This window comes from Streptomyces sp. NPDC023573 (genome assembly GCF_055559735.1).
The window spans coordinates 30,892-55,374 of the sequence record NZ_JBVHKB010000014.1; the positions used below are offsets into that span (position 1 = coordinate 30,892).

The 24,483-nt window shown below is 66.4% G+C and carries 21 protein-coding genes and 8 pseudogenes; 17 read left to right on the forward strand and 12 right to left on the reverse strand.

The annotated features are described in order from the left end of the window. Positions 1-767 precede the first annotated feature (767 nt). A complete protein-coding gene (locus tag ACZ32T_RS32645; protein WP_467370810.1) occupies positions 768-2,063 on the reverse strand; it encodes a helix-turn-helix domain-containing protein in 1,296 nt (431 codons plus the stop codon). A gap of 191 nt (positions 2,064-2,254) precedes the next feature. Between ACZ32T_RS32645 and ACZ32T_RS32650 the strand changes: the two genes are divergently transcribed. The 3 genes from ACZ32T_RS32650 to ACZ32T_RS32660 all read left to right on the forward strand — a co-directional run bounded on the left by ACZ32T_RS32650 (position 2,255) and on the right by ACZ32T_RS32660 (position 4,068). Beyond that, positions 2,255-2,725, forward strand: a complete 471-nt coding sequence (locus tag ACZ32T_RS32650) for a glycine-rich domain-containing protein (RefSeq protein WP_467370813.1) — start codon at positions 2,255-2,257, stop codon at positions 2,723-2,725. Positions 2,726-2,840: 115 nt separating this feature from the next. After that, positions 2,841-3,560 carry a class I SAM-dependent methyltransferase gene (locus tag ACZ32T_RS32655; RefSeq protein ID WP_467370816.1) on the forward strand — a complete coding sequence of 240 codons (720 nt, stop codon included), beginning with the start codon at positions 2,841-2,843 and terminating at the stop codon, positions 3,558-3,560. Positions 3,561-3,828: 268 nt separating this feature from the next. Next, complete coding sequence (locus tag ACZ32T_RS32660; protein ID WP_467370819.1) at positions 3,829-4,068, forward strand: hypothetical protein; 240 nt, start codon at positions 3,829-3,831, stop codon at positions 4,066-4,068. Here the strand turns inward: ACZ32T_RS32660 and ACZ32T_RS32665 are convergent, their stop codons facing one another. Together ACZ32T_RS32665 and ACZ32T_RS32670 are read right to left on the reverse strand one after the other, a co-directional pair. Further along, a complete protein-coding gene (locus ACZ32T_RS32665; protein WP_467370821.1) occupies positions 4,069-4,551 on the reverse strand; it encodes a WapI family immunity protein in 483 nt (160 codons plus the stop codon). 33 nt (positions 4,552-4,584) lie between these two features. Continuing rightward, the gene (locus ACZ32T_RS32670) at positions 4,585-5,274 is read right to left on the reverse strand and encodes an SMI1/KNR4 family protein (protein WP_467370824.1); all 690 of its coding nucleotides are present in this window, start codon (positions 5,272-5,274) and stop codon (positions 4,585-4,587) included. A 539-nt stretch (positions 5,275-5,813) separates the two neighbouring features. Here ACZ32T_RS32670 and ACZ32T_RS32675 point away from each other — a divergent pair. After that, positions 5,814-6,197, forward strand: coding sequence for a hypothetical protein (locus ACZ32T_RS32675; RefSeq protein ID WP_467370826.1), 384 nt, complete (start codon positions 5,814-5,816; stop codon positions 6,195-6,197). A gap of 39 nt (positions 6,198-6,236) precedes the next feature. On the opposite strand, the gene ACZ32T_RS32680 is transcribed toward ACZ32T_RS32675, so the two are convergent. Continuing rightward, complete coding sequence (locus ACZ32T_RS32680; RefSeq protein WP_467370829.1) at positions 6,237-6,662, reverse strand: hypothetical protein; 426 nt, start codon at positions 6,660-6,662, stop codon at positions 6,237-6,239. Beyond that, positions 6,659-7,507: pseudogene (locus tag ACZ32T_RS32685) on the reverse strand (IS5 family transposase). Before ACZ32T_RS32685 ends, ACZ32T_RS32680 begins: the two are co-directional and overlap by 4 nt. 198 nt (positions 7,508-7,705) lie before the next feature. Here ACZ32T_RS32685 and ACZ32T_RS32690 point away from each other — a divergent pair. The 3 genes from ACZ32T_RS32690 to ACZ32T_RS32700 all read left to right on the forward strand — a co-directional run bounded on the left by ACZ32T_RS32690 (position 7,706) and on the right by ACZ32T_RS32700 (position 9,632). Beyond that, the gene (locus ACZ32T_RS32690) at positions 7,706-7,855 is read left to right on the forward strand and encodes a hypothetical protein (RefSeq protein ID WP_467370831.1); all 150 of its coding nucleotides are present in this window, start codon (positions 7,706-7,708) and stop codon (positions 7,853-7,855) included. A gap of 208 nt (positions 7,856-8,063) precedes the next feature. Beyond that, positions 8,064-8,291 (forward strand): hypothetical protein, encoded by a 228-nt coding sequence (locus ACZ32T_RS32695; RefSeq protein ID WP_467370833.1) that lies wholly within the window; start codon positions 8,064-8,066, stop codon positions 8,289-8,291. A 60-nt stretch (positions 8,292-8,351) separates the two neighbouring features. Further along, on the forward strand, positions 8,352-9,632 hold the full coding sequence (locus tag ACZ32T_RS32700; protein WP_467370836.1) for a hypothetical protein: 1,281 nt from the start codon (positions 8,352-8,354) through the stop codon (positions 9,630-9,632). A 14-nt stretch (positions 9,633-9,646) separates the two neighbouring features. On the opposite strand, the gene ACZ32T_RS32705 is transcribed toward ACZ32T_RS32700, so the two are convergent. Continuing rightward, positions 9,647-10,051: a hypothetical protein gene (locus ACZ32T_RS32705; RefSeq protein WP_467370840.1), complete on the reverse strand. Its 405-nt coding sequence runs from the start codon at positions 10,049-10,051 to the stop codon at positions 9,647-9,649. Positions 10,052-10,116: 65 nt separating this feature from the next. Here ACZ32T_RS32705 and ACZ32T_RS32710 point away from each other — a divergent pair. Further along, positions 10,117-10,940: pseudogene (locus ACZ32T_RS32710) on the forward strand (IS5 family transposase). A 15-nt stretch (positions 10,941-10,955) separates the two neighbouring features. Here ACZ32T_RS32710 and ACZ32T_RS32715 read toward each other — a convergent pair. The 3 genes and pseudogenes from ACZ32T_RS32715 to ACZ32T_RS32725 form a co-directional block, all read right to left on the reverse strand. Beyond that, the gene (locus tag ACZ32T_RS32715) at positions 10,956-12,335 is read right to left on the reverse strand and encodes a tetratricopeptide repeat protein (RefSeq protein ID WP_467370842.1); all 1,380 of its coding nucleotides are present in this window, start codon (positions 12,333-12,335) and stop codon (positions 10,956-10,958) included. A gap of 62 nt (positions 12,336-12,397) precedes the next feature. Continuing rightward, positions 12,398-12,610 (reverse strand): annotated as a pseudogene (locus ACZ32T_RS32720) (transposase); the annotation flags it as partial. A 52-nt stretch (positions 12,611-12,662) separates the two neighbouring features. After that, entirely contained in the window at positions 12,663-13,166 is a 504-nt protein-coding gene (locus tag ACZ32T_RS32725; protein ID WP_467370845.1) for a DUF6924 domain-containing protein, read from the reverse strand. A gap of 170 nt (positions 13,167-13,336) precedes the next feature. Here ACZ32T_RS32725 and ACZ32T_RS32730 point away from each other — a divergent pair, with 170 nt between their 5' ends. From ACZ32T_RS32730 to ACZ32T_RS32760, 7 genes and pseudogenes are all read left to right on the forward strand, one after another. Beyond that, complete coding sequence (locus ACZ32T_RS32730; RefSeq protein WP_467370847.1) at positions 13,337-13,660, forward strand: hypothetical protein; 324 nt, start codon at positions 13,337-13,339, stop codon at positions 13,658-13,660. A 1,172-nt stretch (positions 13,661-14,832) separates the two neighbouring features. Continuing rightward, the gene (locus ACZ32T_RS32735; RefSeq protein ID WP_467370851.1) at positions 14,833-16,083 is read left to right on the forward strand and encodes a ParA family protein; all 1,251 of its coding nucleotides are present in this window, start codon (positions 14,833-14,835) and stop codon (positions 16,081-16,083) included. Further along, positions 16,080-17,168 (forward strand): ParB/RepB/Spo0J family partition protein, encoded by a 1,089-nt coding sequence (locus ACZ32T_RS32740; protein WP_467370853.1) that lies wholly within the window; start codon positions 16,080-16,082, stop codon positions 17,166-17,168. The genes ACZ32T_RS32735 and ACZ32T_RS32740 overlap by 4 nt, the downstream gene beginning before the upstream one ends. Positions 17,169-18,110: 942 nt before the next feature. After that, positions 18,111-18,458, forward strand: a complete 348-nt coding sequence (locus ACZ32T_RS32745; protein ID WP_467370855.1) for a hypothetical protein — start codon at positions 18,111-18,113, stop codon at positions 18,456-18,458. Between the two features lie 976 nt (positions 18,459-19,434). Continuing rightward, positions 19,435-19,605: pseudogene (locus tag ACZ32T_RS32750) on the forward strand (IS5/IS1182 family transposase); the annotation flags it as partial. A 56-nt stretch (positions 19,606-19,661) separates the two neighbouring features. Next, a complete protein-coding gene (locus ACZ32T_RS32755) occupies positions 19,662-20,018 on the forward strand; it encodes a hypothetical protein (RefSeq protein WP_467370857.1) in 357 nt (118 codons plus the stop codon). 484 nt (positions 20,019-20,502) lie between these two features. Beyond that, a pseudogene (locus ACZ32T_RS32760) lies at positions 20,503-21,384 on the forward strand (IS5 family transposase). Here the strand turns inward: ACZ32T_RS32760 and ACZ32T_RS32765 are convergent. Continuing rightward, positions 21,385-21,729: a hypothetical protein gene (locus tag ACZ32T_RS32765; protein ID WP_467370859.1), complete on the reverse strand. Its 345-nt coding sequence runs from the start codon at positions 21,727-21,729 to the stop codon at positions 21,385-21,387. Between the two features lie 129 nt (positions 21,730-21,858). Here ACZ32T_RS32765 and ACZ32T_RS32770 point away from each other — a divergent pair. Beyond that, positions 21,859-22,672, forward strand: a pseudogene (locus ACZ32T_RS32770) (IS5 family transposase). Positions 22,673-22,694: 22 nt separating this feature from the next. Here the strand turns inward: ACZ32T_RS32770 and ACZ32T_RS32775 are convergent. Next, positions 22,695-23,051, reverse strand: a complete 357-nt coding sequence (locus tag ACZ32T_RS32775) for a hypothetical protein (protein ID WP_467370863.1) — start codon at positions 23,049-23,051, stop codon at positions 22,695-22,697. Here ACZ32T_RS32775 and ACZ32T_RS32780 point away from each other — a divergent pair. Next, positions 23,050-23,364, forward strand: a pseudogene (locus tag ACZ32T_RS32780) (transposase); the annotation flags it as partial. The gene ACZ32T_RS32775 and the pseudogene ACZ32T_RS32780 sit on opposite strands and share 2 nt — an antisense overlap. On the opposite strand, the pseudogene ACZ32T_RS32785 reads toward ACZ32T_RS32780, so the two are convergent. Beyond that, positions 23,360-23,656, reverse strand: a pseudogene (locus ACZ32T_RS32785) (transposase); the annotation flags it as partial. The pseudogenes ACZ32T_RS32780 and ACZ32T_RS32785 overlap by 5 nt on opposite strands. Positions 23,657-24,483 lie beyond the last annotated feature (827 nt).

Consider the following 24,483-nt stretch of genomic DNA (forward strand, 5'->3'; position numbering starts at 1 on the left):
GGTGACCCACACGAGCGATAGACGACCCACGTCTCCGGGCATACCCACCAGCAAGTCACGCGGCGGGCGTACCGTCTGCCCCAGCGACCGAAGGCGGCCGCCAACGCTGTCCTCTCGCGCCCGTCCAGCACGGCGCTTTGGTGCAGCCTGGGGAGCGAAGCTCGATCCAGCGCCTTGACCGAGCGCGAGCAGTCGCCAGGCTGCGCCAGGGGGACTGGCCGCCGCCTGCTTGAGGAGGCCGCAACGTGGAACCAGGTGAGGGACCGCATACCGACGACGATTGAAACAGCGCATGCTCCCACAATCGGCCGGCTACAGATACGTGCGGTGAAGCGCTTTGCTGGCTGGGCGCAGCTTCTGCGTCTGGCTGGGATCTGCAGCCGAGGCGACGATCAGCGCATTTGGAGCCGGCGGGGGTGGCGTGGCACCGCCTCCCCCAAGCGTCGTCACTCGACACTCATCCCAGGACAAGGGGGGCAGGACTTCTCGCCGATAAGGCAGGCGTGCCCTATAACAACGGCCAGAAAAGCACCTCCCACTCCTTTCGGGCTGGTGCCAACACCGACCCGATCGAGAAGGGCGTTCCGTTCGCCGAGCGCAACCTCGCCGACCGGTGTGCGGATGGGTCCCACACCGCCGACACGGTCTATGACCGACGTCATGGCGTTGGCACTCGGAACCCGCTCCATGCAGTTCCGGTGTTCGGCGGGGCCGCTCACAAGGCCGTTGCGGAGGCCCGGGCGATCGGCTGAGGTGCACGGCGGTGGTCAGGCGGTGCGCAGGCCGGCCGCCGCCGCCATCTCCCGGACCCCGGGGGTACGCGGGTGGCGGGCGTAGACCTCGGCCGCGATCTGTCGGATCGCGGGGCGGTCGCGCAGCTCGCTCAGCGAGACGCGGGCTGCGGAGAGGAGTTCGGCGGCCGTCTGTTCGGGCTTGTCCCACTGCCACCAGGCCCGGGCCAGGTCTGTGTGCATCCTGCCGCGACGCTCCGCGGTCTTGAACTGTCTCGGCCGTAGTCTCCGGCCCGCTTCGAGTGCCGAGCCCGCGTCGCCCAGGGCCCAGTGCACGCTGACGGCGTACAGGTCCACGGATGCGGGAGTGATGGGGAACAGCCGTCCCGCCGGCGCCTCGTCAGGCAGGTCTCGGGCTGCCCGGGAGGCCTCCTGAATCAGGCTGAGGGCCTGCGGCCGGTTCCCGGCGACCGCCGTGGTGTACGAGGTCGTGCATAGCATCTGTGCGTAGGCGGAGGCCTGCGCGTCGTTCTTCAGCCCGGTCGCTTCAACCCTTGCGACGGCGTCGAGAATGAGGCGCTGCGCTGAGGCGGGCTGGTCCTGGTGGCGGAGCACGATGCTCAGCTCGCGGGCCGCCGCCGCGGCGGCGAGAGGCGAATCGGACAGCTCGGCGTAGACGGTGGCCCGGTCGGCGGTGAGGCGGGCCTGGCCGTAGCGGCCGACCTTCACCAGCACCTGTGAGGCGAGGCTGTAGGTGGAGGAGAGCCGCGCGTAGGCAAGATCGGAACGGGTTCGGCGAATACCGTCGTGGCCGTCGCCGATGAGCCCTGGAAGCGTGTGCAGCAGCTGCTCATTGCGCCCGGCGTCGAATGCGGTGCGGGCAGCGGCCAGGCGCTGGTCGAGGGGGACGGGTGAGCCGGTGGGGTCGGGCGTGTTCGCCAGGGCTGTGTCCATCCCGGCGAGCAGTCCGACCGGAGCGGCCAAGCCTGCGGCGGCGAGCAGGGTACGGCGGCGCATGGGGTCCTCCTCCACTCGTGGACCTACCGCCGTCACTCTAGTGGCCGCAGGTTCCGTTAACCCCAGAGACTCCGCTAGGACATTTGTAGGCATACCGACCTCTAAGGCGGCCTGCTTGAGAAGTCGCAGGTCAGCGCGGCTTCCCCGCTGCTCCAGTCGCGAGACCGTGGAGGCCGAGCAGCCGATCCGTCTGCCAAGATCGGCCTGCCGCCACCCCAACCGGTCCCGGCCCAGCCGGATGAGTCCACCGAGGTCACGGGCAGACGCGAGTCTGCTCACCTGCGGCGAGTCCCACGAAGGTTCAACGGTACGCATCGCGCCTCCATTGGCCGAGCGGTCACGGAGAGCCGTCTCCCCACGGTAGGCGCTCTCCCACCCCGCGTATACGGCATGTGCAGGACGTGCAAACGGCCTGCACACCAAGGGCGTTGACTCCCATGAGCCCGCTGTTTGCGGTGTCCTCCTACCAACGCCCCCAGCCGGGGGCCGGCCCAAGGAGACCCACGATGACCGCGATCCTTGAGACCCCCGTCCGTGGAACCACCGACCCCCTCTCCCCCGCCCGCGATCCCCACGACTACGTCGGCGACACCCAGTGGGCGAAGCTGATCGGCCTGCTCATGCGCGACTGCCCCTTCGACTCCGTCATGGCCGAGCGCGTCCTCGGACAGGCCGTCGCCTACCTGATCACAGCCATGGAGAACAAGGGCCGCGGCCTCGGCATGGGTCCCGGCAGGATCGTCGACATCGGCGTCCACATGATCATGCTCGACACGGTCGAGTACTTCGCCCTGTGCGAGCGGTTCAACGGGGGTGCCTACCTGCACCACATCCCCGAGGTCGAGATGAAGGGCGACGGCTCCGTCGCCCGCACGGCCGACATCCTCGCTGCCGCCGGCTGGAACGTGGACCGGCCCCTGTGGGCAGCCGACTCGTCCACCTGCACGCCCTGCCGCCCCGGCGAGGACGGCCACTGACACTCGCTCAAGCCCCGCCCGGAGCTCCAGGCCGGGCGGGGCCGGTGTCACGCGGACGAGTGCAGATCCCGCAAGGCCACAACGTCGATCATGAGGAGCGGGCCAGTATGTGCCCGTGACTCCAACCTCACCGACCTCAACGGCCGCCTCCGACCTCTGGCACCACTACGGGGCATCGGCCTCGCCAGACCGCCCAGCGCTCACCCGGCTGCACTGGGACTGGTACCAGCGCAAGGGGCCTGGCGAAGAACTCCTGGGCGATGTCGTCGATCGCAACGTCGCCGAGCTCGGCGCCGGGTCTGCATGCCAGGCCGCATACGTGGCCCGGGCCCTGGGACCGGCTCGCGTCGTCGCACTCGACAGCTCCGAGGCACAGCATGCCCGCAGCGTTTCCCTGCACGGTGACGTCCCTCGCCTGAAGCTGGTCCAGGCCGACGCTGCGGCGTACCTGTCCGATTGCCCAAACACGCTCGATGTGGCCTACTCACTTTTCGGCGCCGTGGACTTCTGCGATCCGCAGGTGCTGCTTGCCGCGGTCGCGGTGGCCCTCAGGCCGGGCGGACGACTGGTCTTCTCTACCCTCGGCCATTACAAGAACGGCGCTCCGCCGGCCACGGAGTGCCAGCCGGCCGACGTTCCTGCCCGCCTCGTGGACGGCTCCGCCAGCACCATGCAGCGGTGGGTGCTCGACACGCCGGTCTGGGAGAAGCTGCTGGACAGGTTCGGGTTCGACCTCGCCGATTCGGACGCCGTCTTCGACGCGGGCCCCGGCGGTGGAGCACCGATGACCACACGGATCTTCGTCGCTAGCAGGCGGGCAGAGCCCTTTCCCTAATCCGTGCGGAAAGCAATTGATTGGTCGTGCAGAACATGGCCGTGGCCCCCTCTTCTCACCAAAGGGGGCACGGCTCACTGCCGTTCGATCAGTTGCTGATGTTGGTGATGAAGGCGGCTCAGGCGGTATCCGAGACCCGCAGGCCGGGAGAGGGCCGGCGGCGCCATGACCAGTACAGAGTCTCCAGACCGACAAGCCTGCCCTTCAGCTCCCCGGCCAGATTCTCGCGGCCCCCGGCTTGAGCCCACGCTTCGAAATGTTCACAGCCATGAACACCGACGCCCCGCCCATCTCGCGCAGCACGATCAAGGACGTGTTCACCGCGCTCGGGCTGAGCGGGCAGAAGGTCCGCATCCACCGGATGCTCCACGAGGCCCAGCTCACCGCGGACCCGCTTCACCTGATCAGATTGTTCGGCATCAGCGAGTTGTTCGGGATCAGCGAGGTTACGGCGGTCAGGTACGTCCACGCCGCCCACCCCGAACGCACCGGAAACACCCTGCGCTGATCAGCGAGCTGGGAAGGAGTCCAGAGCAAGATCCCATCGGTCGGCCTCACGAAGCAGTGCTGCAGTATCCAGCCGCATCTCCACGAAGTACTGGTAGACGTCTGCCCCGTCATTTCCCTGCTGCCACGGGGGCGCCGCCTCAAGGGAGAGGTGAACACGAATCAGTGCCCCGTTGTCGCTTCGATCAGCAAGGCTCACGGCAAGGACCGGTTCGACGAACCATGTGTCCGGGGACAGCCAGCCTTCGGCATCGGGCCCCGTCACCGCCACCGTCCCGGCGGCCACCGCCCGCAGCCACGCGGACACCTGACGGGCTTCATCAGCCAGCAGACATGGATCGGCAAAGGACCAACTGCCCTGGGGAGTGGCCACCGACCCACCAATGACCAGCCAGTTGTCGTCGTAGCGGTCGCCCCGGCCCGCGGCGAACGGATAGCGCAGCGGACAGAGCTCGACACTGCTCGCGTGATCACCCAGAAGCACCACCACAGGATGCCACGGCCCGAGTGCCGTGACTCAGCAGCCTACGGAGGACTGCTGGACGTCATCCTCGGCCTTGTCCAGCCATTCGGTGAACCAGCCGCTGAAGGTGACGGGCTTGCCCTCCGCGTCGACGAGGGGCTCAAGATCCGCGTCGTCTGCTCGGGGATCGGACCACATAGTGCCGCGGTGGGAACCGCTAAGGACCAGCCAGTCGCGCTGAGCACAGCCGTGGTGGCAGATCACGATGGCGCCGACGGTGCGCTCGGGGGCGAACATGACGGCTTCCCATTGTTCATCCCACGCCTCGATGGCGGTGTCGAAGTCCTCGATTTCCTCGAAATCCTCCTCTTCGGGACGCCGGGCCAGCAGCCGTTCGAGGACCTCTGGATCCGGGCCCTTGTCGGGGAACGGTTCGGCAAGCTGGGACAGATCGGCCAGGTCGGCGCCGTCGCCCTCCCAGCGCCAGCGGCCCTGAATGCGTCGCACGGGAAAGACGCCATAGGACGGCCCCGCACCCCCGGCGGCGACCATCGCGAGGAAGCCCCGGTACTCCGAAGGCAGCCGCACGCCTATCTGGCCTTCCAACTCGACGATCTCGTCCTCGCCAAGCGGATCCTCGAGCGTCCACCGATGACCGAGTGCCCCGAACACCTTTTGGCTCCCCGGGAGCGCACTCAGCTCCACGATCCGCTCCCTCACCCCGGCCCAATCCTGATCAACCATGCAGCGACCATATGCGCCACCACTGACACCCCCAGGTGTCCTGAGACGAGTCAACGCCCGCCGAGACGGTCGACTTGCCCACCGAACCTACGGGTCGGAGGGATAGTTCGGCCCCCGACAGCGAGCGGGTTCCGGCGTCCGCACGCACAGGATTCCCGGAACTCGCGCCCTTTTCGCCCCGGCGGTCAGGACCCCGTCGCCCGGTTCGAGTGCCGCGGCGGCCGACGGTTCGCATGGCTGTACCGGATCAACCTGGCCAAGCCGAAGTTCCCGATGACGCTCGAGAAGGAAGCCGCGCTGGACAAGGCAATGGCTGCTCGTCAGCATGTCCCGGCCCCTGCCGCCGACGCTATTTCCACTGCATCCCGCTCAAGACTCTGGGGTCCTGCCTTGAGAGGGCGGTTCGTGAGCTGTTGTCCATGACCGGGTGAGGCTGGGGGCTGCTGTGATGTCGCCCGGCAGTTGGCTGTTCCGGCTCCGAGTCGGCCGGTGGGCGGACGCGTGACGGGGTGAGCGAAGGGCTCTGGCAGCATGGGCTTGTGACTAATGCGAACGACTCGGACGACCCGCTCCAGCTGCTGATGGGCTTGGAGGTCAGCGCCGTGTCTTTCGTGCGCGACTACGTCGAGCTGCACTTCGATGGACCGATTCTGCGAGCCTTGAGCGACCCCTCGGGGGTGTACGGGGGCCGCGAGTGGCACTTTCCCGCACCAGGGTCGCTGGATCTCATGCGCTGCTACATCGGCAAGATCGTCGACGGCTATGAACTGGATCCAGATCGGATTCTCGCCCTGGACTTCGGAGAGCACCGCTTCGTCGTCCCGCTGGACTCCGATTCAAGCGGTGGTCCCGAGGCGGCCCACATGGTCGGTGTCGACGAGAGCGGTCGGGCTTCTGTCCTCGGCGGAATGTGGATCTGGTGACAAGAGCGGCGTCGAGCCAGGGTGGCCGATCGGTCGCGGTCACAGCTGGTCGTAATGCCCGGCCGCTTGCTGCTTCCTGGTGAAGCTGCCGGTGGCGACCTCGGCAAGGATGTCGAGCTTGACCAGGCGTTTCAGCTTGGCGCGGATGCCCTCGATGTTCTTCGGCAGCAGTTCGTGGTCGAGGACTTCGCAGACGTCACGGGCCCGCAGCGGGCCGGTGGCCTCGTTGAAGACAGCGAGGATGCGGGGGTAGTCCGGGTGCTCGGGCAGGTCCGGTCGGGCGGCCGGGAGCCGGTCGGCGAGGGCGGTGACGGTCTTCCGGGTGATCGACAGGTGTTCGAGGTGGGTCTCCGCTTCCCGTAGTCGGCCGTGCAGCTCTTCGATCTGGGTGCGGAGGTCGTCGGCCAAGGCTCGGGCGGCGTCCTCTTGGAGGTCGAGCGCGTCGAGGAGGGTCTCGATGTTCACGCGCTCACCGTCTGCGGATCACGCCAGGTGGGGGTGTTCGCGCCGGTGAGCCGTCGGGCCATGACCTGGGTCATCGCCCAGTAGACGCGGGAGGCGGACGAGGCCGGGCGGTGTTCGTAGTCGCGGACCAGGCGCCGGTGCAGTATCAGGATCCCGTAGGTCTGCTCGACCCTCCACCGCTTCGGCTGCGGGACGAACCCCGTCTCCTGCGGGTTGCGTTCGACGATCTTCACGTCGATGCCGAGCGTGGTGCCGTGGTCGACCACGGCTTTCTTGAAGCCCTAGTCGACCAGGGCCTTCTCGACGGTGCCGCCGGTGTGCTCGGCGACCTGGTCCAGCAGGGCGATGCCGGCTGCGTTGTCGTGGGTGTTCGCGGCGAGGACGATGACGGCGATGACCAGCCCGAGCACGTCGACGGCCAGGCCCCGCTTGCGGCCCGGCACCTTCTTCGCCGGGTCCCGTCCGGTCGTGGACGCGGGGACCCCGGCGGCCGAGTGGACACTCTGGGTGTCCAGCACCACCAGGGTCGGGTCCTCTAATCGGCAGGCTCGTTCACGGATTTGGCAGCGTAGGAGTTCGTGGATGACCTGGTCGGATCCGTCGTCCCGCCAGGCGGCGAAGTAGTAGTACGTCGCGCTCTTCTGCGGCAGGTCGTGCGGGAGGTAGGCCCACTGGCAGCCGGTCCGACCCTGGTAGAGGATCGCGTTGACGATCTCGCGCATCTCGTAGGCGCCCTGATGGCCGCTGACCGAGCGGTGCCGGTCCTTCCACCCGGTGATCACCGGCTCGATCAACGCCCACTGCTCGTCCGATAAGTCGCTGGGGTACGGCTTGCGTTCACTCACATCATCACACCAGCAGACGAGCGGCTACGGACCGGCGGATTCCGCCCTGCCCCCACACCATCAGGCGACGACAGACTCTCTCAAAGGCTCACGAACCGGCCTCTGAGTGCTACGACGGCACCTCCGCCGACCCCGCCACCTACACCACTCCCCCGGCCAAGCACCTGCTTACCGCCAGACCCGAGAGGACACCAGCCCATGACTAACGACAGCCCAGACACCCCCGCGGCCGACGAGGCGATCCGCTACACAGCCGACGTCGTCCTGTTCGCAGCTGGACACTCCCTGCTTATCCTGCGGGGTTGGGACCCGTACGAGGGCTACTGGGCCCTGCCCGGTGTTCATTAGGCAAGTGCGTTGTCGGGCAACGAGGTGTCGGCTTGCTTGGAACACAGCCTCAGGACTGGTGAGCTCGCATGCTGAGGTGTCGCGTATTCCAGCTCAGAGCGCCCCGATCGGTCACTTTGGGTTATGCGGGCGGTGTCCAGGGTCCGGCCCGGAGTGAGTATGTTCGTCCGATGGCGCGTTCGAAGCGCCTCGGGAGGGGAGAGTGCCGGTGGACGTCGTCGCGCTTATGGAAGCACTGGCTGAACAGGGCGTAACGGTGCTGTTCAAGGCCGACGCTGAGCGGATGGCAGAGAGGGGCAAGCCGTGGACCTTCGTCGCCAGTGGAGCGCCGTTGCGCGAGGACGTCCTTGTGCGAACCGATGCCGCGTCTGTGAAGGAATGCCTCGCAGTGTGCTTGCCCCGCCTGCGTGAGCTGGGCTTTTCGTTCCCTGAGTGAGAGAGCGGGTGTGAGCGAACCGCCGCCCTGGATGTCAGTGGCGGCTGCTTACATGAGCCCATGGACACCGTGCACACGACCGCCGCCCTCCTCCCGGACCCCGCCGAACTCCGCGCGCACCTGCGCGCGCTGGCCGTGCTGGACCAGGCGATCTGCCGCGACCCGCGGTTCTCCCGCTACTCCTTCTCCACCACCTGGGGGCCTGGGACGGAGGCGGCCCTGATGGACAACGGCTCGGGTGACGACTTCTCCGTCCTCTTCACCCAGGCCGGTGTGCTCGTCCGCGGCTTCGACCACGAGTCGGAGATGAGCCCGTACGCCACGGACGACGAACAGGTCTGGCCCGGTGTCATAGACGAGGTGCCCGCCGCGCTGCGCCCGCTCCTGGACGACCCGGCCTTCGTCGACGAGGGCCTCGGCGCACCGCGGGTCACCGCCTGCCTGTGGTGGGAGACCGGCGGCAGCGCCTGGTGCACCGGCTCGGGCATCGAGTTCCCCTCGGGCAACCCGGACCCGGACGGCTCCGGACACCTCTTCCCCCTCCTCACCGATCGCTCCCCCGAGGCTGTCCAGGCGCACTTCGAGGAGGACTACGGACGGCCCGTCCCCCTCGACACCGTCCGCCACGTCCTCGCAGGCCACCCCCTGACCCCCGAAGCCGCCCGCGGCCTCAACCCGGCCGCCCTCTCCGACGAGGCCCTGCTCCACCGGATCGCCGCCGACCCCGAAATCGAGGCGTACCTCGCCTGCGACGGCGAGTTCGACCTCACGCGGACCGACCCCATCGAGTCGATCGCCCTGCCAGCCGGTCTCCCGGTGGAGCCCGTGGCCGGCTGCAACGCGGGAGGCACCCACTACCTCTGCGGCCCGGCCAGCTCCGACCGCGTCCGCCCCGTCCTCTACACCGACTCCGAGGGCCAGGCCTCCCTCATCGCGGAGTCCCTCGCCGAGGCCCTGACCCTGGCCATCGTCCTCCCCTCCTGGCACGATGCCCTGGCTGGCTTCCGTCCCCCCGCGCTCAACGCCGACTCAAGGTGCGGGAAGCTTTTCAACACCGAGCGCGACTGGCCGCCAGCCAAGCAGCTCGGCAGAATCACCAGCTGGTGGGTCGTGATCAAGCATCTCTGGTCGCTCATGACAGACACGTCGCAAAGTCGCATGAATCGCCCATTTCCCATAAACAGGGCAATACGTGAACCGCAGAATGGGCCCATGGGCCGCCGCTTGCGGAGTTGCCGGTATGAGCGGACCTCAAGGGCCACTACAGGCCCTCAGGAGGGCACACAGGCGTTTTCGCCTCGTCAAGTGGAGCAGTTGAGAGCTGAAGCCTCGACTCGATAGGCCACCGGCCGTGATTACAGCTCGTGCCACTCCCCCAGCGTGCCAGGCAAGCCCGCCTGGATGAAGTCGCCCAGGACGCCCCATGCGCGATCAGTAGCCAGAACGTAATCGCCACTGAACTCAGCCAGGTCGTCCATGATCGGCACATGGACTACGAAGTCCGCTGCCGCTGTACCGTCGCCAGCGAGAAGGGAAGACCGATCGTCGTCCTCATGCAGATGGATGACCGCGTGATCATCTTGGAAACTCAGAGACAGCAGGGAAAGCTCACTGTCCGCCAGTCGAACTTCGAGATAACCCTGGCCGGCGGCACGCAGCGCATTGAAGCGAGCGGACAGATCCGCCAGGTCCGTGCACCGTTCGGTCGCGGAGAACCGGCCCGATCCCAAGGCGGTTGCCGCCCATTGCACGACCCTCATCCCCGCACCTCCTGCTTCCTAGGCCGTTCGTCAATGTGATCATGGCTGGTGGATCGTGGTGACAAGTGACGGGCCGCCATGAACTGACGGACCCCGAGTGGGACTTCGTGCAGCCGTTGCTACCCCGGAAGCCGATGGGTCGGCCTCGGCTCGATGACCGGAGGATACTCAACGGGACCGTGTGGAAGTTCCCGGGCGCAAGTTGCCTGGCGAGGCGTACCCGAGCGGTACGGATCCTGGGCCAGCCTGCACACCCGCTTCCGTCGCTGGGCGGCGGACGGCACGGTCGACCGAATGTTGAAGAACGCGCTGCTGCCAGGAACATTGACAGGCTGGTGTCGGTCGACTCCAGCATCGTCCGGGCCCACCAGCATGCGGCAGGGGCCCGAAAAAAAGGGGGCATCGCAAGCCGGCGCTGGGCCGTTCCCGAGGCGGGTTGACCAGCAAGATTAATCTGGCCTGTGACGGCCTCGGCCGCCCGCTCGCTCTGGTCATCACTGGCGGCAATACCAATGACTGCACCCAATTCCCCGCCGTGATGGAGACGATACGTGTGCCACGGCTCGGGCCCGGACGGCCGCGTGTTCGGCCCGCTCATGTCTTGAGCGAAAAGGGCTACAGCTTCAAGGCCATCCGAGCCTGGCTCCGACGGCGCGGCATCGGACACACCATCCCTGAACGTTCCGACCATGCCCGAAATCGCCACCGACGCGGCAGTCAGGGAGGCCGCCCGCCCGCTTTCGACAAGCAGGTCTACAAGCGACGCAACGTCGTGAAAAGGTGCTTCAATCGCCTGAAGCAGCGGCGCGGGTCGCCACTGCGATACGACAAGACCGCCCAGTCCTACGAAGCAGCAGTCACCCTCGCCTCACTCCTGATGCGGGCGTGAGACGAAGGGCAATCCCTAAAAAGGTGGCTCCAGAGAGTACCCGTTCTCACCAAAAGGAACGGACTTGGGCTTCAGCTCGGCAGCGCGCTGTTCCGCCACTGTGGGGTGGATGGCGATCGCCTCATCCGCTCGCCCCTGCAGGACCAGAATCTCGCACAGTGCCTCACGTGCCTGGATCGTGCCCAGAACTCGCAGTTCATCGGCGGCGGCGTCAAGACGGCCGGCGCGCCTGAGGAGGTCGGCCTTGACGATACGAGGATCGGTCCAGAGGCGGCGGTCAAGACCGGCCACGGCGATCGCCTCGTCGACGCGGCCGAGGCCGGCGAGTGCCCAGGCCCGCCACCAGTGCTGGAACTCCTCGTGACCGTGGTAGGGCACAACCCTTGGGTGCTCGACCAAATAGAGCAGGTCCTCGGGACGGTCGAGAAGCGGGTGGACGAGTGGTGCCAGGAGGTTGGAGCAGTCGTACCCGCCGAAGCCGGGCTCAGCGACGACGATCGCGTCGTCCAGCCGGCCTTCTGCCAGCAACATCGAAGACAGCCACGCCCGGTACCCGACCCAGTCGTCGTCGGCGATGGCGTCTCTCATCACAGCCTCGGCCACCTCGACCCGGCCATGACGACGCAGAGCACCCGCATAGACATCCAAGACGGTGTGCGCATCCTGGCCGCCAACCAGTATGCGCAACTCCTCAAGCCGCCCGTGACGTGCCAGCAGCCCGGCATAGGCGATGAGCGTGTTCTGAGCGAGGAAACGGCGCCCGGCTATGTCCTGGCCAAGGATCCGGATTGCCTCATCAGGACGGCCCGCCCGCTCCAGCACACGGGCCTGCAACTCCTGAGCGTCAGAGAAGGCGTAGGCCCGGTGTTCTTCGCCGCAGGCCAGACGTGCATGGTCTGCGAGCGGGGCGATCAGCTCCAGCACCCGCTCGTCACGGCCCTGCCCATCGGTGATATCCACCAGGACGGACAGGAGCCACGTCTTGTCGAGGTGCGGGACGAGTAGTTCGATGGCCTCGTCGATGCGCCCTGCCTTGCCGAGCACCTCAGCAAGATCACGACACTCGGTCGTGGAGGCCCGGCCAGAGCCGTCCAGACGGACCAAATCCAAAGCCTCCTCCGTCCTGCGGTCCGCCCGGAGCAGAATCCCGGCCTTCGCATACAAGGCAGCCCGCCACCCCGTCACGACGAACGGCTCCATCACAGATAGCGCACGCCCAAAGTCCCCCGCCTGGCACAACTCCTCTACAGCCCCCTCAGCACAGAACCACTCGCCACGATCCACTGCCACCTGGGCAACCAGATCCAGGTGACCGTGCTCCAACAGGAGACGCACCGTTCTCGGGGATAGACCGCGATAATTGCTCGCCTGCCACGCAAGATCGTCCATATCCATGGTCGGAAGCGTAGAAGCACCCACCGACATGTCACCGAGACACCGCCCGATCGCCAATTCCCGGTGCCGTCAGCTGCCCACTTCCGTAGCCTGTCGTGGACGCCCTTCCACGAACCGAAGTGCTCAGGCAAGCCCTCCCACGGAACCCCGGTGCGGTACTTGAACGCGATCGCGTCGATCACCTGCCGGTGATCCGGCCACCGCCCGCCCCGCCTCGGCGTCCGATCGGGCAGCAACGGCTCGATCCGCGCCCACTGCGCATCACTCAACGACATGCACCAACGAACGACTCGCACGTGCCGAGGCAACGGCCGCCCGCCGTACCGGTCAGATAGGCCGCAGTACCTGATCAGGCTCTGCGGAAGCAGCCGCAGCGTATTCTGCGAAGTCACCGTTACCGAGCGCCAGGTCCACCTGGACGCCGTGCACCGCGGCGGGTACGACTCGAAACTCTCTCGGCTCCGGCGACTCGATAAGTTCCTGGTAGTAGACGGGGTCAAGGCCACTCACGTCCTCCCAGACCGTCGACAGAGCCAGCAACGCCCGCACCGGCGAATGCATCGTGTCGCGGTCAGCGAGGAAGACGACACTCAGCTCCTCATCCACCACGGCGGCAAGAACCTCGTCGGCCGTTGCCCCTGACCAATCAGGCGCATCGACCAGCTGAATCGCTGCGACGAACTCACCGCCTGGCCCCCACGGCCGGTGCAACTCCCCCACCACCGCCTTCCACGCCTCGTCGTCGTTGTAGTCGGTCCTGATAACGAGAACGTCGAACAAGTCGCGTCCGATCTCAGGCAGCAATCGCTCAAGGTTCTCCGGCAACGTCACGCCCAGGACTCTCCCACCCCGCACTGACAACCAGCTCCTGCGTGAGTGATCCAAAAGAAACGGCCAAACCGTCTGCCGCTCGGAGCTGTCCGGCCGATCACTGATGGCGTGGGTATAGCTGCTGATCGAGGCGCCTGGGCGACGGTCTGAAGTCGATTGCTGTACGCCTGATGCTGCGCGACCATCGTCGGATGAGTAGGGATGAAGGCCGGAAGCTGACGCGGGTTGTGCAGACGTGTTCCGCATACCCGTCGCAGTGGGATGCCTGGACAGCGGACGGCCAGTACCTGCATCTCCGATACCGGCATGGCGAGGGCTGCGTCGAGTGGCATTCCGGCCCCGAGGCCGGCGCCGACACGTCGGAGTCGTGGAGCGAGGGCCTATCCGGGCTCCTGGTCGAATGGGACGACGGCAGCGGCAACGGTGTCATCAGCCTTGAGGACTTCCTCGCGGCAGCGGGCTTGGGGTTGGTGCCGGGCGCCTTGGTGAGTTGAGGTCCTGGTACGCGGTCAGGTGCGGAGCCAGATGACGAGGGCGGCTGCGGTGACAGTGCCGAGGAAGACGAAGCCGCGCTTGTCGTAACGGGTCGCGACGGCGCGGGAGTTCTTCAGCCTATTGATGGCTCGCTCTACAGTGTTGCGCTTTTTGTACGCTTCTCGTCGAGCCCCGGTAGTCGGCCACCTCGCGATCCTTTGTGCAGGCGGGCGGCCAGACTGTCCGCCTTCTCCGGGATCGTGTGGTGGATGGCGCGCCGCCGCAGATACTGGCGGCGAGGACCGTTGCTTCGGATTTCTTGCGGGGCCTGCCAAGTCCGAACCGGGGGACCCGGATTGTCTCCAGCACCTGTATGAACTGGGTGCAGTCGACTCGCTGCCCTGGCGTGACGATCATGGACAGGGGGCGGCAGCGGCCGTCCGCGCTCAGGTGGATCTTGCTGGTGAAGCCGCCGCGCGAAGGACCCAGGCCCTCGCCTCCCGCACCACCTCCACCAGCTGGCCGACAAGGCCCTGCCACGCAGTTTCGTCGTGGTGTTCCAGCGACTCGTCCCCCTTTGAGTCGACACGAGCCGCTGGTGGATCGATGCGGGCGACCCGCCCCGATCGCGCCGCGATCCTGGGACAACCCTTCCGCTCCCCAAAGCATTCGCTTCCAGGTCCGGGACGAGGAACATCGGGTCGAACTGTGCCACCTCGGCCTCCGCGTCTTGAGCCAATCCCATCGGAGCCAACCGCGGACCGCTGCGGCAGTTGCCCCGCCAACTCGGACCGCCCCAACCATCCGGTGCAGACCAGAGCCCTGCGCGCCTACCCGCGCCGGCGCAATGCCGACAACCGTCACCGTGGCATCCTGGCCGCCGAACGCCACGGGCGCCCGTCCCCGCAGAGAGAGGGACGTCCGCTGGGGCGGCAGACCAGTCCTCGCCACCTGATCGCACAGCCAGGTCTGAGCCGCTGAGGCGTGGTTGGTCTATCACGGCGTGATAGGTCAGCAGTACGTACGCACCTATCACGCCGTGATAGGTGCGCAGTTCTGATGCGCTCGTGCGGCTGGAGCACAGCAGAGTCGGGCAGCTATCACGGCGTGATAGCCCATGACCGCAAAAAAGTTCGCCTAGCTAACGCGTGGCGCACCAAGTCGGTCTTTGACGTTAGTAGAGTGACGGACTATGACGTCACCTGACACCAGTGGCGACCGCGAGAAGGTCGTCTCCAAACTGCCCTCTTGGCTCCGCCAGGAGTTGAAGATCCGTGCTCTTCAGCACAGCCTCGACATGCAAGACGTCGTGGAAGCTGGCATCGCAGCATGGCGCGGCCTCGGATCCAACCTCAGCCCCGTCGACACGAGCGGCGCCGAGTCCTTCGCTACTTTCCTGCCAGCCGAGCTCTGGTCGGGATTCCGCGCCGACTGCAAGCTACGAGGCGTATCCCTCATCCAGGGCCTCGCACAGTCCGTGCAGATGTGGCTCGATATCAATCCCGCGCCGGCTGTGAAACGCCCCGAGATCGTCCGCCGCTTCATCGTCTGCAACCAGAAGGGCGGAGTCGGCAAAACGGCCATCACCGCCGGCACCGGAGAAGCCCTCGCGGAGTCCCCCACCGCACTGGCACCCGTACGCGTCTCCAAGCACTTCGCTGCTCTACTCACCGAGGACGAGACCAGCACCCAGGGCGCGCTCGCCCTAGAAGACCTCCCCGGCCTCGGCCAGCGAGTACTGCTCGTCGACTTCGACCCCCAGGGCCACCTCACCCGCCAGCTGGGACATGAGCCCCTCCCCATGGGCGGGGACTCCCTCACCAATCACATGGCCGGAGACGGCAAGGGTGAACTCCGCGACCTCATCGTCCCTATCGACGAAGAGCGCTTCGGCGAGCGACTCCATCTCCTGCCTGCATGCACCGACGCCTTCCTCCTCGACGTGCGCCTCGCTTCCGTACGAGCACGCGAGGCCTCACTGGAACGCGCCCTGTCCCCCATCGAGGCCGACTACGACGTCATCCTCGTCGACTGCCCGCCCAGCCTCGGCCTGAGCATGGACGCCGCCACCTACTACGGACGACGCCGCCCACAGGAGTCCCCCGGCAACTCCGGAGCCCTCATCGTTGTGCAAGCCGAAGACAGCAGCGCCGACGCCTACGGACTCCTCACATCCCAAATCGAGGACATGCGCGCCGACCTCGCACTCGACGTCGACTACCTCGGACTAGTCGTCAACCACTACGACGCCCGCCGCGGCTACATCGCCACGTCATCCCTACAGTCCTGGATGGACATAAAGGACCCCCGCGTCGTCGGCGTCATCGGAGACCTCAAAGAACAGAAAGAGGCCGTCCGCGCCAAGCGGCCCCTCCTCGCCTACGCGCCCCGCTGCGACCAATCAGTCGCGCTGCGCGCCCTCGCCCGGGAGATCAGCAAGTGAGCAAGGCCAAAAACCTCGGCGCCGGAGCCTCCTTCGCACAGGCCCGCCCCATCAGCGCCCGCCGCGCCGCCATCGGGGCCGCCACCGGCGCGCCCACCGATGGCGTTCCCGATCCCACTGAACTCCCCCTCGGTGTCATCAGCCAGAACCCCGACAACCCGCGTGAAGAACTCCGCGACCTTGACGGACTCGCAGACAGCATCCGAGAAATCGGACTCATCAACGCCATCACCATCGCCAGCGTCGAGGCATACCTCGCCGAACGCCCGGACCGAGCAGATGACCTCGACGATGGCGCTCGCTTCATCGTCATCGATGGCCATCGCCGACTCGAAGCCGCCCGACTCGCCGGTGCTCCGAAGATCCGGGTCAGCGTCGATAACGCCCTCGTCTCCACCGACGAGTCCCTCCTCGAAGCAGCCTTCGTCGCCAATGTTCACCGCGACGACATGAGCCCCCTCGAGCAGGCCCAAGCGCTGCGCAAGCTCGTCGAGTTCTACGGCTCACAGAACAAGGCAGCCAAAAGGCTGGGCATCGGGCAGTCGACCATCTCCTCGAAGCTGTCCATCCTCGACCTCGACCCCGAGCTTCAGGCCGACCTTGTCGCCGGACGTCGAAAGATCGAGCACGTACGCAACCTGGCCAAGCTGGCCCCAGAGGAACAGCGGGAGAAGGCGGATGCCCGAGCTGCTGCGTCCGCCGAGGCCAAGTCCCCCATTGCACCCCGCGGGAAGGTGCCTCAGGAAGTTGCCTCCCCACAGCCTGAGACGCAGGCTCCTAGCCCGATCACGCCGGCGGTCCAGCCAGAGCTATCACGCCGTGATAACTCCGCCGCCGACGCGAAGGCAGAGACCGCCCCTGAGGAATTGCCAGCCCAGCGCACGGAACCCGACAGTCAGCAATCGGACGTCCCGGAGCTTGCACCGGGGGAGTCGGGCTTCGCTCCGCTCGTCCGCGTGACCAAGATGCCGTGGCACGACGGTGACGCCGTGGCGGAACTCGTACTGAAGAAGATGGACTCCGAGCAGCAACGAGTACTTCTGTCACGGCTTCGCACCGTACACAGCGAGGCGACCAGCAGCTGAGTCGAACCCTCTGAGGTGGATCCGGAGGGATCAAGAGTGGTTACCCGGGCGTTGCCCCGCACGGCGAGGGCGGGGCCGCCACGGGACCGGACCGGCTTTCTCCTCCCGCAGCCGCGAGCGGCTGACGTCGGCCTTCGAGGCCGACGACTGAACTCTCAGCGAGGCGACGCCCTTCAAGGAGGAGATCAGCCGAGTACGCGGACTGATCAACCGGGTCAAGGCCGACCTGGACGACCTCTCGGGCGAATAGCTGACCCAGATCGAAGAAGCCGGCGCCGTGGTCCGCCGCGGCCGAACAGTGATGCTGGGCACGCCCCGCGTCGGCCAGCCACTTCCTGACGTCAGGGCCTGGAGGCTTCCGTGATCCCTGCAATGCGCGGCGCGACGGCCGGCAGGCCGACACCGAGCCGCGCCGCCAGCGCGCCGCCACCGCAATGAAGAACGCCGCGGAGAACGGCACACCCATCAGCGTCTCAGCCATCGCCCGGCAAGGCGGAGTCGATCACAGTCTCCTCTATCGTCACCGCGACCTCCTGGCGATCGTGCACGCAGCCGAACTCGAACCTGCGAACCAGGGCCCGGCAGGCACTTCGCCCGTGAGCCAGACCCTGGCTTCAGGTCGATCTCGCCAACGCCCAGCCTCGCAACACGCCCATGGCGTCCGCGTTCGGCAGGTGGAGAAGCAGCTCTCGCAGGTGCTGGGGACCCACGCCTGGCAGGAGTCGGGCCTCGGGGCCCCAGCAGACATCGACGACAACGCAAGAGCACGAGGTCGAAGCGGCAGAATGCTGACGTGCCCGCTTCGTTGGAGGAAGCACGGTCGGATCTCGAAGCCGCTAGGGGGACCCACCGTGATCTGACCAGAGCACTGCATCAACGTGCCTGAGCTTGGCCTTCACATCTCAGGGCGGCGCAGAACCGAGAGTTGCGGAGTAAGCGAGCATGTGGGACGGGCCCTTCTACCGAGTCAAACGCGATGGGTACGAGATCTGTTTCGTACCTGGAGCAGGAGAGAACCTGGACGAGGTCTGCGACGTGGACATGTGGGTCGTCCGCGACGATGGCGAACGCTGGTCCGGAACGGTGTTCACGCTCGACGAGGTACACCGCATCATGGACCGCCAGCGCCAGGCAGGAGGCCCGGAAGGCGAATACTGGTGGTACTGGGACGGCCTCATCGTCCACGACCCGGGCGTGGCGTCTATAGCCGCGGTCATCGACGGACTCGTCGCCTCCGGCGAGTACAAAACCGTCCTTCGTCATGTCGGCCCCGAAGAGGACTTGACCTGACGGGCGAAAACCGGATGACATCAAACGGCAGAGATACCAAATGTGTTTCACACGGCAGTCTCAGCTGAACCGGCGCTGAGCCGCACGTAATGGTCTCCACACGGCTACCTCTGAGAAGCCGCCAGACCGACCGGACAGACTACCGGCCCCGCGTTCGTGCGAAGTGGCCGCGGGGCCAGTACGAGCATTGTCCTGTCAGAACGCTCAGGCCGACCGTACGACGGGGAAACTGACGACGCACCTGCTGCGCTCCTCCGGTACGCCGATCCCCTGAGGAAGGGTCCGCGGGCAACAGGTGCGTTTGCTCGTCCTTCGCGCATGACTCCGTCGGACTCGAGTATGTCAACACAGCCGGGAGGCGGGGTATCGGCAGTCGGCCAACTCGAACCCGCGGATCCTCACCCTCGGCACCGAGCTTCAGGCGCACCTTGTCGCCGGACGTCGAAAGATCAATGGCATGCGAAAGGTGTCCAAGTTGGACCCGGAGGAACAGCGGACGGCGGCGGATGTCCGAGCAGTTGCTTCCGCTGAGCAGTAGTCCTCGATTGCAGTCAGCGGGGGAGTGCTTGCGGCTGTTGTCCCGATGGACCTGACGCACCAGCTCCTGCCCCGGCGACGCCCGGGGACAGACTGAGCTATCACGCCGTGATAACTCCGCGGCCTCCGCAACAGCAGAGGCCAACCCTGAAAAATCGCCTGCCCAGCGCACGGAGGCCGACAGTCAGCACGCGGACGTCCCGGAGCTTGCACCGGGGGAGTCGGGCTTCGCTCCGCTCGTCGCGTGACCAAGATGCTGACGGGCGTCGGCCCGCACATCTCATACGCGGCCGCCACCAGACTGGCTGACATACGACAGCGTCGCAAGGACAGCTGGCCCCGCGCACGTGCGAAGCGGCCGCAAGGCCAGCCCGAGCGTCGCCCTGTCAGGGCGATCAGGCTGACCGTACGGCGCGCAACGGCAAGGCGCGTTCACTGCCAACTGGCGCTACAGTTCGGGACTTCGAAGTCGGCGGCCGACCGAATCATCGACCACATCGGCCCTCTGCTGGCCTTGCCTCCCCGACGCCGGTTCGCGAGGGGCACTGTGCTGATCGTGGACGGAACGTTGGTGTCCACCCGAGACCATGCGGTGGCCGAGCAGTCGAAACGAGCAGTTAAAGAGCGTTTTGTCCTGTAAGGGGTTTTTAGGAATTCAGTGCTGTCGTGGATGATTGCGGGGTGTTGGTTCATGTGGAAGCGGTAGGGCAGGTCGCCGACGGGCGGGCGACGGTTCGGGTGCGCTCGGAGGTGGGTGCCGCTGAGGTGTTCTGGTGCGGTGATCCGACGGGAGTGGGGCGCCAGCATCATGTGGAATGGACTGTTAACGAGGACGTGGCCTGGGGCGGCAACACTCGACCGGCCATTTCGCTCTCACCCGGGGTGGATGAGGAGGAAGGCGGTCGGATCGTCTTTCGGGGGCTGCTGGACCTGACGGGTGATGGCGGGGCCGTGTTGGGAGTAGCTGGAACCCGCATCTTGTTCGACCTCACCGACCCGTCGGAGCGTTTGATCCGTAGCTAAAGCCGGATCGGTCAGGGACGGTCATTCCGGCCGCCACCAGGGTCCAGAGGGGCGCTACCGGGCGCGGGCGATTGCTGGGGTTGCCGTACCTGACTGCTGTACCGCAGGGTCCAAACGGAGGTGACCATGGAACGGCATGTGTTGGAATTGCTGCTGGCCGGTGATGACGAGACGTCCGTGATAGCTCTGGCGACCCTCCGCAGCGGGGCCACCTACTGGGTGGGAGACCGGGCACAACCCGCAGGCCAGCATGCTGGAGTCTTCAAGCGCCGACTTCAGCACATGCGGAGGCACGGACTCGAACCTCTTGGGCTGGAACGAGCCGTGCAGCTCGTCCGCGAACATGGCCTGCCTGTACGCACAGGGCTGATCGATTCTGCCGATCGGACATGGACCACCCTGCTCTTCCTCACCGAGGACGGCAGCGCACTAGGTTCTGTCCGGCGGATCATGCGATCGCCTCGCGTGGACCATCGTGTTGGTCGTGGGGCGGGGTGATCTTACGAATGACGAGTGGGTGCAACTTGCCCCACATCTACCGAAGAGCGGGCGCCGGGGTGGACGTTGGATTGATCACCGGACGGTGATCAACGGGATCCTGTTCCGGGTCCGCACGGGTGTCCCGTGGCGGGACCTGCCGGAGCGGTTCGGGAGCTAGAAAACCGTGTACGAGCGCCACCGCCGGTGGTCGCCGGACGGCACCTGGGAAAGGATCCTCCAGGCCGTCCAGGCCGAGGCCGACTCTCAGGGGTACATCGACTGGAGCATGGTGAGCGTGGACTCCACCTCGTGCCGGGCCCACCAGCACGCTGCCGGTGCACCGCGCAGAACGCCCCGTATACCGAAACGGAGATCAACGCCCCGACAGCACCGCCCCGACGAAGGACTCGGCCGGTCCCGTGGCGGTCTGACCTCCAAGATCCACCTGGCCGGGGAGGGCGGCCGCCGTCCACTGGCCTTCCTGATCACGCCGGGTCAGTGGGGCGACAGCCCGCAGCTGGTACCCGTCCTCGAACGGATCCGGGTCAAGCGCCCCGGCGGTGGCCATCCGCGCACCCGCCCCGACCACCTGGGCGGCGATAAGGCTTACAGCTCTCGCCGCAACCGCCGCTACCTGCGCAGACGACAGATCAAACACACCATCCCGGAACGGAAGGACCAGCGGACCAACCGTCGGCGCCGCGGCAGCCGCGGAGGCCGGCCAGCTGGCCTCGACAAAGAGATGTACAAGCGCAGGAACGAGGTCGAGCGCACGATCAACCGACTCAAGCACTCCCGGGCTGTGGCAACGCGGTATGACAAGCGCGCCTACGTCTTCCATGGCACCGTCACGGTTGCCTCGATCCGCCTTTGGCTCAGGCCGTGATCAGTCGGCTTCCAGAGCGTCGGCCCGCTTCTTGAGGTCCTCTGCAATGTGGTCCCAGTCCGGCCCATGCATCCACAGATTCTCGGCAGCCTCCCGAAGCAGGGCCGGTTCGTCCGGCCGTTGCAAGAGCACCAGCCGATAGGCAAGATTCCGGATCCAGACCGGCAGGTGGCCGTCCACCAGGTGCGGACAGAGTCCACGAAGCATGGCAAGGATCGAATCCGCGTCGGCGAACGTCAGCTCCTCGACGAAGTAGTGCTCCCCGTGTTCGAGCCCGCACTCCGGCGTGGGTCGGTACTCGTCTCCGTAGAGACATCTGGCGTGCTCCGTCAGGGTGCTGTGCATGGCCTGGAGCCTATGCCGCCATGATCCGCCGGACAGAACCTAAAGCGTGTCTCTTTGACCCGGTAGTCAGTTGATCGGATGTGTCTGTCCGCTTAGACATCGTTTCTTTTGGCAGAATCACTCGTTGGTCTGAGCATGACGATCCTTGCTGAGCGGTTGGTGCCCGACGAGATGTGGGAGTTGTTTCGGCGGGTGGTGCCTCCGACGGAGCTCATACGTCCGCAGGGAGGCGGGCGGCGGAGGGCCAGTGACCGTGAGGTCTTGACGGCGATCGTGTTCGTGGCGACGTCCGGCTGTTCCTGGCGGCAGCTGCCGCCAGTGTTCGGGCCGGCCTGGCCCACCGTCTATCGGCGTTTTGCCCAGTGGTCCAAGGCCCGTGTGTGGGCTCGGCTGCATCGGGTCATCCTTGACGAACTCGGTGCACGCGGAGAGTTGGACTGGTCGCGTTGCGCCATCGACTCCGTCAGCGTCCGGGCCCTCAAAGGGGGCATCTGACGGGACCGAGTCCGACCGATCGTGGCAAGAATGGATCGAAAATCCACCTGATTGTCGACCGGTCGGGCCTGCCGATCTCGGTGGCGATCTCCGCCGCGAATACGCATGACAGCCTCGCCCTGCAGCCCCTCGTGCAGGGCATACTTCCCATCCGCAGTCCACGCGGGCCGCGGCGGCGCCGACCGTCCAAGCTGCACGGCGACAAGGGTTACGACTACAACCACCAGCGGCGATGGCTCCGTGAGCGTGGAATCACGCCCCGGATCGCCCGTCGCGGGAAGGAAGCTCCGCCCGGCTGGGCCGTCACCGCTGGGTCGTCGAACGCACCATGTCCTGGCTCGCCGGCTGCAGGCGTCTGCACCGCCGCTATGAGCGCAAGCCGGAACACTTCCTGGCCTTCACTGCGATCGCGACCAGCCTCATCAACTACCGCAGACTCACCCGCTGAAACGCCGTCTTAGCCAGCCTTCTCACGACCTGAGCCGGTTCTGCTGTACATCGAAGCAGGTCAGGCCCATGGACTCCGCGACGGCCGCCGCGTAGGCCGACGCCTCCTCGGCCATGCTCCACCGGATGGGGAAGTAGATCAGCGGACCACTGGCCTCGCCGATCAGTGGCCCGGTTGACCAAGGCGAGGTGTCTTCCTCGTCCTCGGTGAGGTCGCACCACCGCTCAAGCAGCGCGGCCACGTAAGCCGCGATGCGCTCGGACGGAGGCTCTTCCACCTCGTTGCCGACGTAACGGTCGTACAGGCCGTCGAAGTCTCGGCCGGCGGTCTTGTCATCCGCCGGCTTCTCGCCTTCCCAGACAGCAAGGTCGTAGCTCATGCACGGAGGCTCTCATGCCGCTCTGACAGCCATAAGAAACGACGTCTTAGTGATCACTGACGCGATGTGGGACCGGCTCGAGCCGCTGATGCCGGCCGATCCGGTCCGCGGCCGGCGATGGGCCGACCGCCGCCGCACCCTTGAGGCCATCGCGTGGACGTACCGCACCTGCTCGCCCTGGCGGGACCTGCCGGACGAGCTGGGACCGTTTCAGACCGCCCACAAGCGACTGATCAGGTGGGCCGTCGACGGCACCTGGGAACGGGTCCTGGCCGCGCTGCTGGCAGCGGCCGACGACGCTGACGACATCGGCTGAGTTGCTTGTTGCCTCGCCGGGAGGGGTGCTCGCCGCGGATGGAGGAGCCGGAGTTCCGGGTTACCGGTGCGAGGCCGGCGTAGGCGGCGAGGTGTCCGGCGGTGGCGAAGCCGCTGCCGTCGCCGACGTCGATGAGGATGCGGGCCGCGGTCCTGATCCTGATGCCGGGCATCGAGATCAGGACCTGGGAAAGAGGGTGGGCGTCCAGGAGTTCCTCAATCCGGGCAGCGAGAAGTTTGCGCTGGTCAAGGACGGACTGGAGTGAATTGGCGAGGCTGGGGACGATCACCGGTTCCGGTGCTGACTGCCGAGCCTAGCGTGCACACCGTCTCAATGACCGAGTCAAGACGACGGGCGCCGACCGCCACCAAGGTCGGCGCCCCTACGCGGGCTAAGGCTTCGAGGTCTGGCCTCATCCTTATCAGGTCGATCACTGAAGCCTGTCAACATTGACCAACCGCGCCTACGCCTCGAGCGACCGTCCACTGAGATTCGACACAGACCGCTGCTGTGCGTGCTTGTTGGTGTCAGCTGGTGATGTCAGGCGCCGCACGTGCTCTTGACAACGGCTGCGCGTTCGTCGCTGAGTCGCCCCATGGTTTCCCGCATCTCTCCGAGACCGTATCGGGGACGCGACAGCCACGCTCAATCGTCGGCCTGCTGATCTTCTTGACTGCGAGGGAGAGTCGATCGGATGGACCACATAGCCGCGAGAAGGCCGAACCCGAAAGGCAGGCCGTCCCACGGCTGCGGCAACGTGGATTGGAGCCACCTGGTCCCTGCGCAGATCAGCGCGAGAACAAGGAGCAGCAAAGGGCGCCGGACAACGTGCCTGACTATCGAGATGAACGATGCGCCGAACTGCCTCAGTCTCCCCAGCTTCATGTCCCGGGACTGTAGCGCCGCTTCCTCCACCTTCACCACGTACGCCAACCCACCACTCACCCCAGTTCCCATCCCGTCCGCCTTCGACCCACACTCCGTGGAGCGGTCGTGGTTCAGGGCGTCTAGGTGGAGCGCGCCACTGTACGAACGACCTTGACGCCCTGGGCCGCGACTGCTCGGCTTTGCCTGGGTCGGAGGTGGTCGGGATGGGAGCCCCACGACGCTCACCAC

What these genes read in the sequence shown, in the direction of transcription:
- ACZ32T_RS32765 (WP_467370859.1), bottom strand. Translation starts at nt 21,729, where the DNA reads ATGCACAGCACCCTGACGGAGCACGCCAGATGTCTCTACGGAGACGAG.
- ACZ32T_RS32735 (WP_467370851.1), top strand. Translation starts at nt 14,833, where the DNA reads ATGACGTCACCTGACACCAGTGGCGACCGCGAGAAGGTCGTCTCCAAA.
- ACZ32T_RS32775 (WP_467370863.1), bottom strand. Translation starts at nt 23,051, where the DNA reads ATGAGCTACGACCTTGCTGTCTGGGAAGGCGAGAAGCCGGCGGATGAC.
- ACZ32T_RS32645 (WP_467370810.1), bottom strand. Translation starts at nt 2,063, where the DNA reads ATGCGTACCGTTGAACCTTCGTGGGACTCGCCGCAGGTGAGCAGACTC.
- ACZ32T_RS32660 (WP_467370819.1), top strand. Translation starts at nt 3,829, where the DNA reads ATGAACACCGACGCCCCGCCCATCTCGCGCAGCACGATCAAGGACGTG.
- ACZ32T_RS32745 (WP_467370855.1), top strand. Translation starts at nt 18,111, where the DNA reads ATGTGGGACGGGCCCTTCTACCGAGTCAAACGCGATGGGTACGAGATC.
- ACZ32T_RS32715 (WP_467370842.1), bottom strand. Translation starts at nt 12,335, where the DNA reads ATGGATATGGACGATCTTGCGTGGCAGGCGAGCAATTATCGCGGTCTA.
- ACZ32T_RS32690 (WP_467370831.1), top strand. Translation starts at nt 7,706, where the DNA reads ATGACTAACGACAGCCCAGACACCCCCGCGGCCGACGAGGCGATCCGC.
- ACZ32T_RS32670 (WP_467370824.1), bottom strand. Translation starts at nt 5,274, where the DNA reads ATGGTTGATCAGGATTGGGCCGGGGTGAGGGAGCGGATCGTGGAGCTG.
- ACZ32T_RS32730 (WP_467370847.1), top strand. Translation starts at nt 13,337, where the DNA reads ATGCTGCGCGACCATCGTCGGATGAGTAGGGATGAAGGCCGGAAGCTG.
- ACZ32T_RS32650 (WP_467370813.1), top strand. Translation starts at nt 2,255, where the DNA reads ATGACCGCGATCCTTGAGACCCCCGTCCGTGGAACCACCGACCCCCTC.
- ACZ32T_RS32700 (WP_467370836.1), top strand. Translation starts at nt 8,352, where the DNA reads ATGGACACCGTGCACACGACCGCCGCCCTCCTCCCGGACCCCGCCGAA.
- ACZ32T_RS32705 (WP_467370840.1), bottom strand. Translation starts at nt 10,051, where the DNA reads ATGAGGGTCGTGCAATGGGCGGCAACCGCCTTGGGATCGGGCCGGTTC.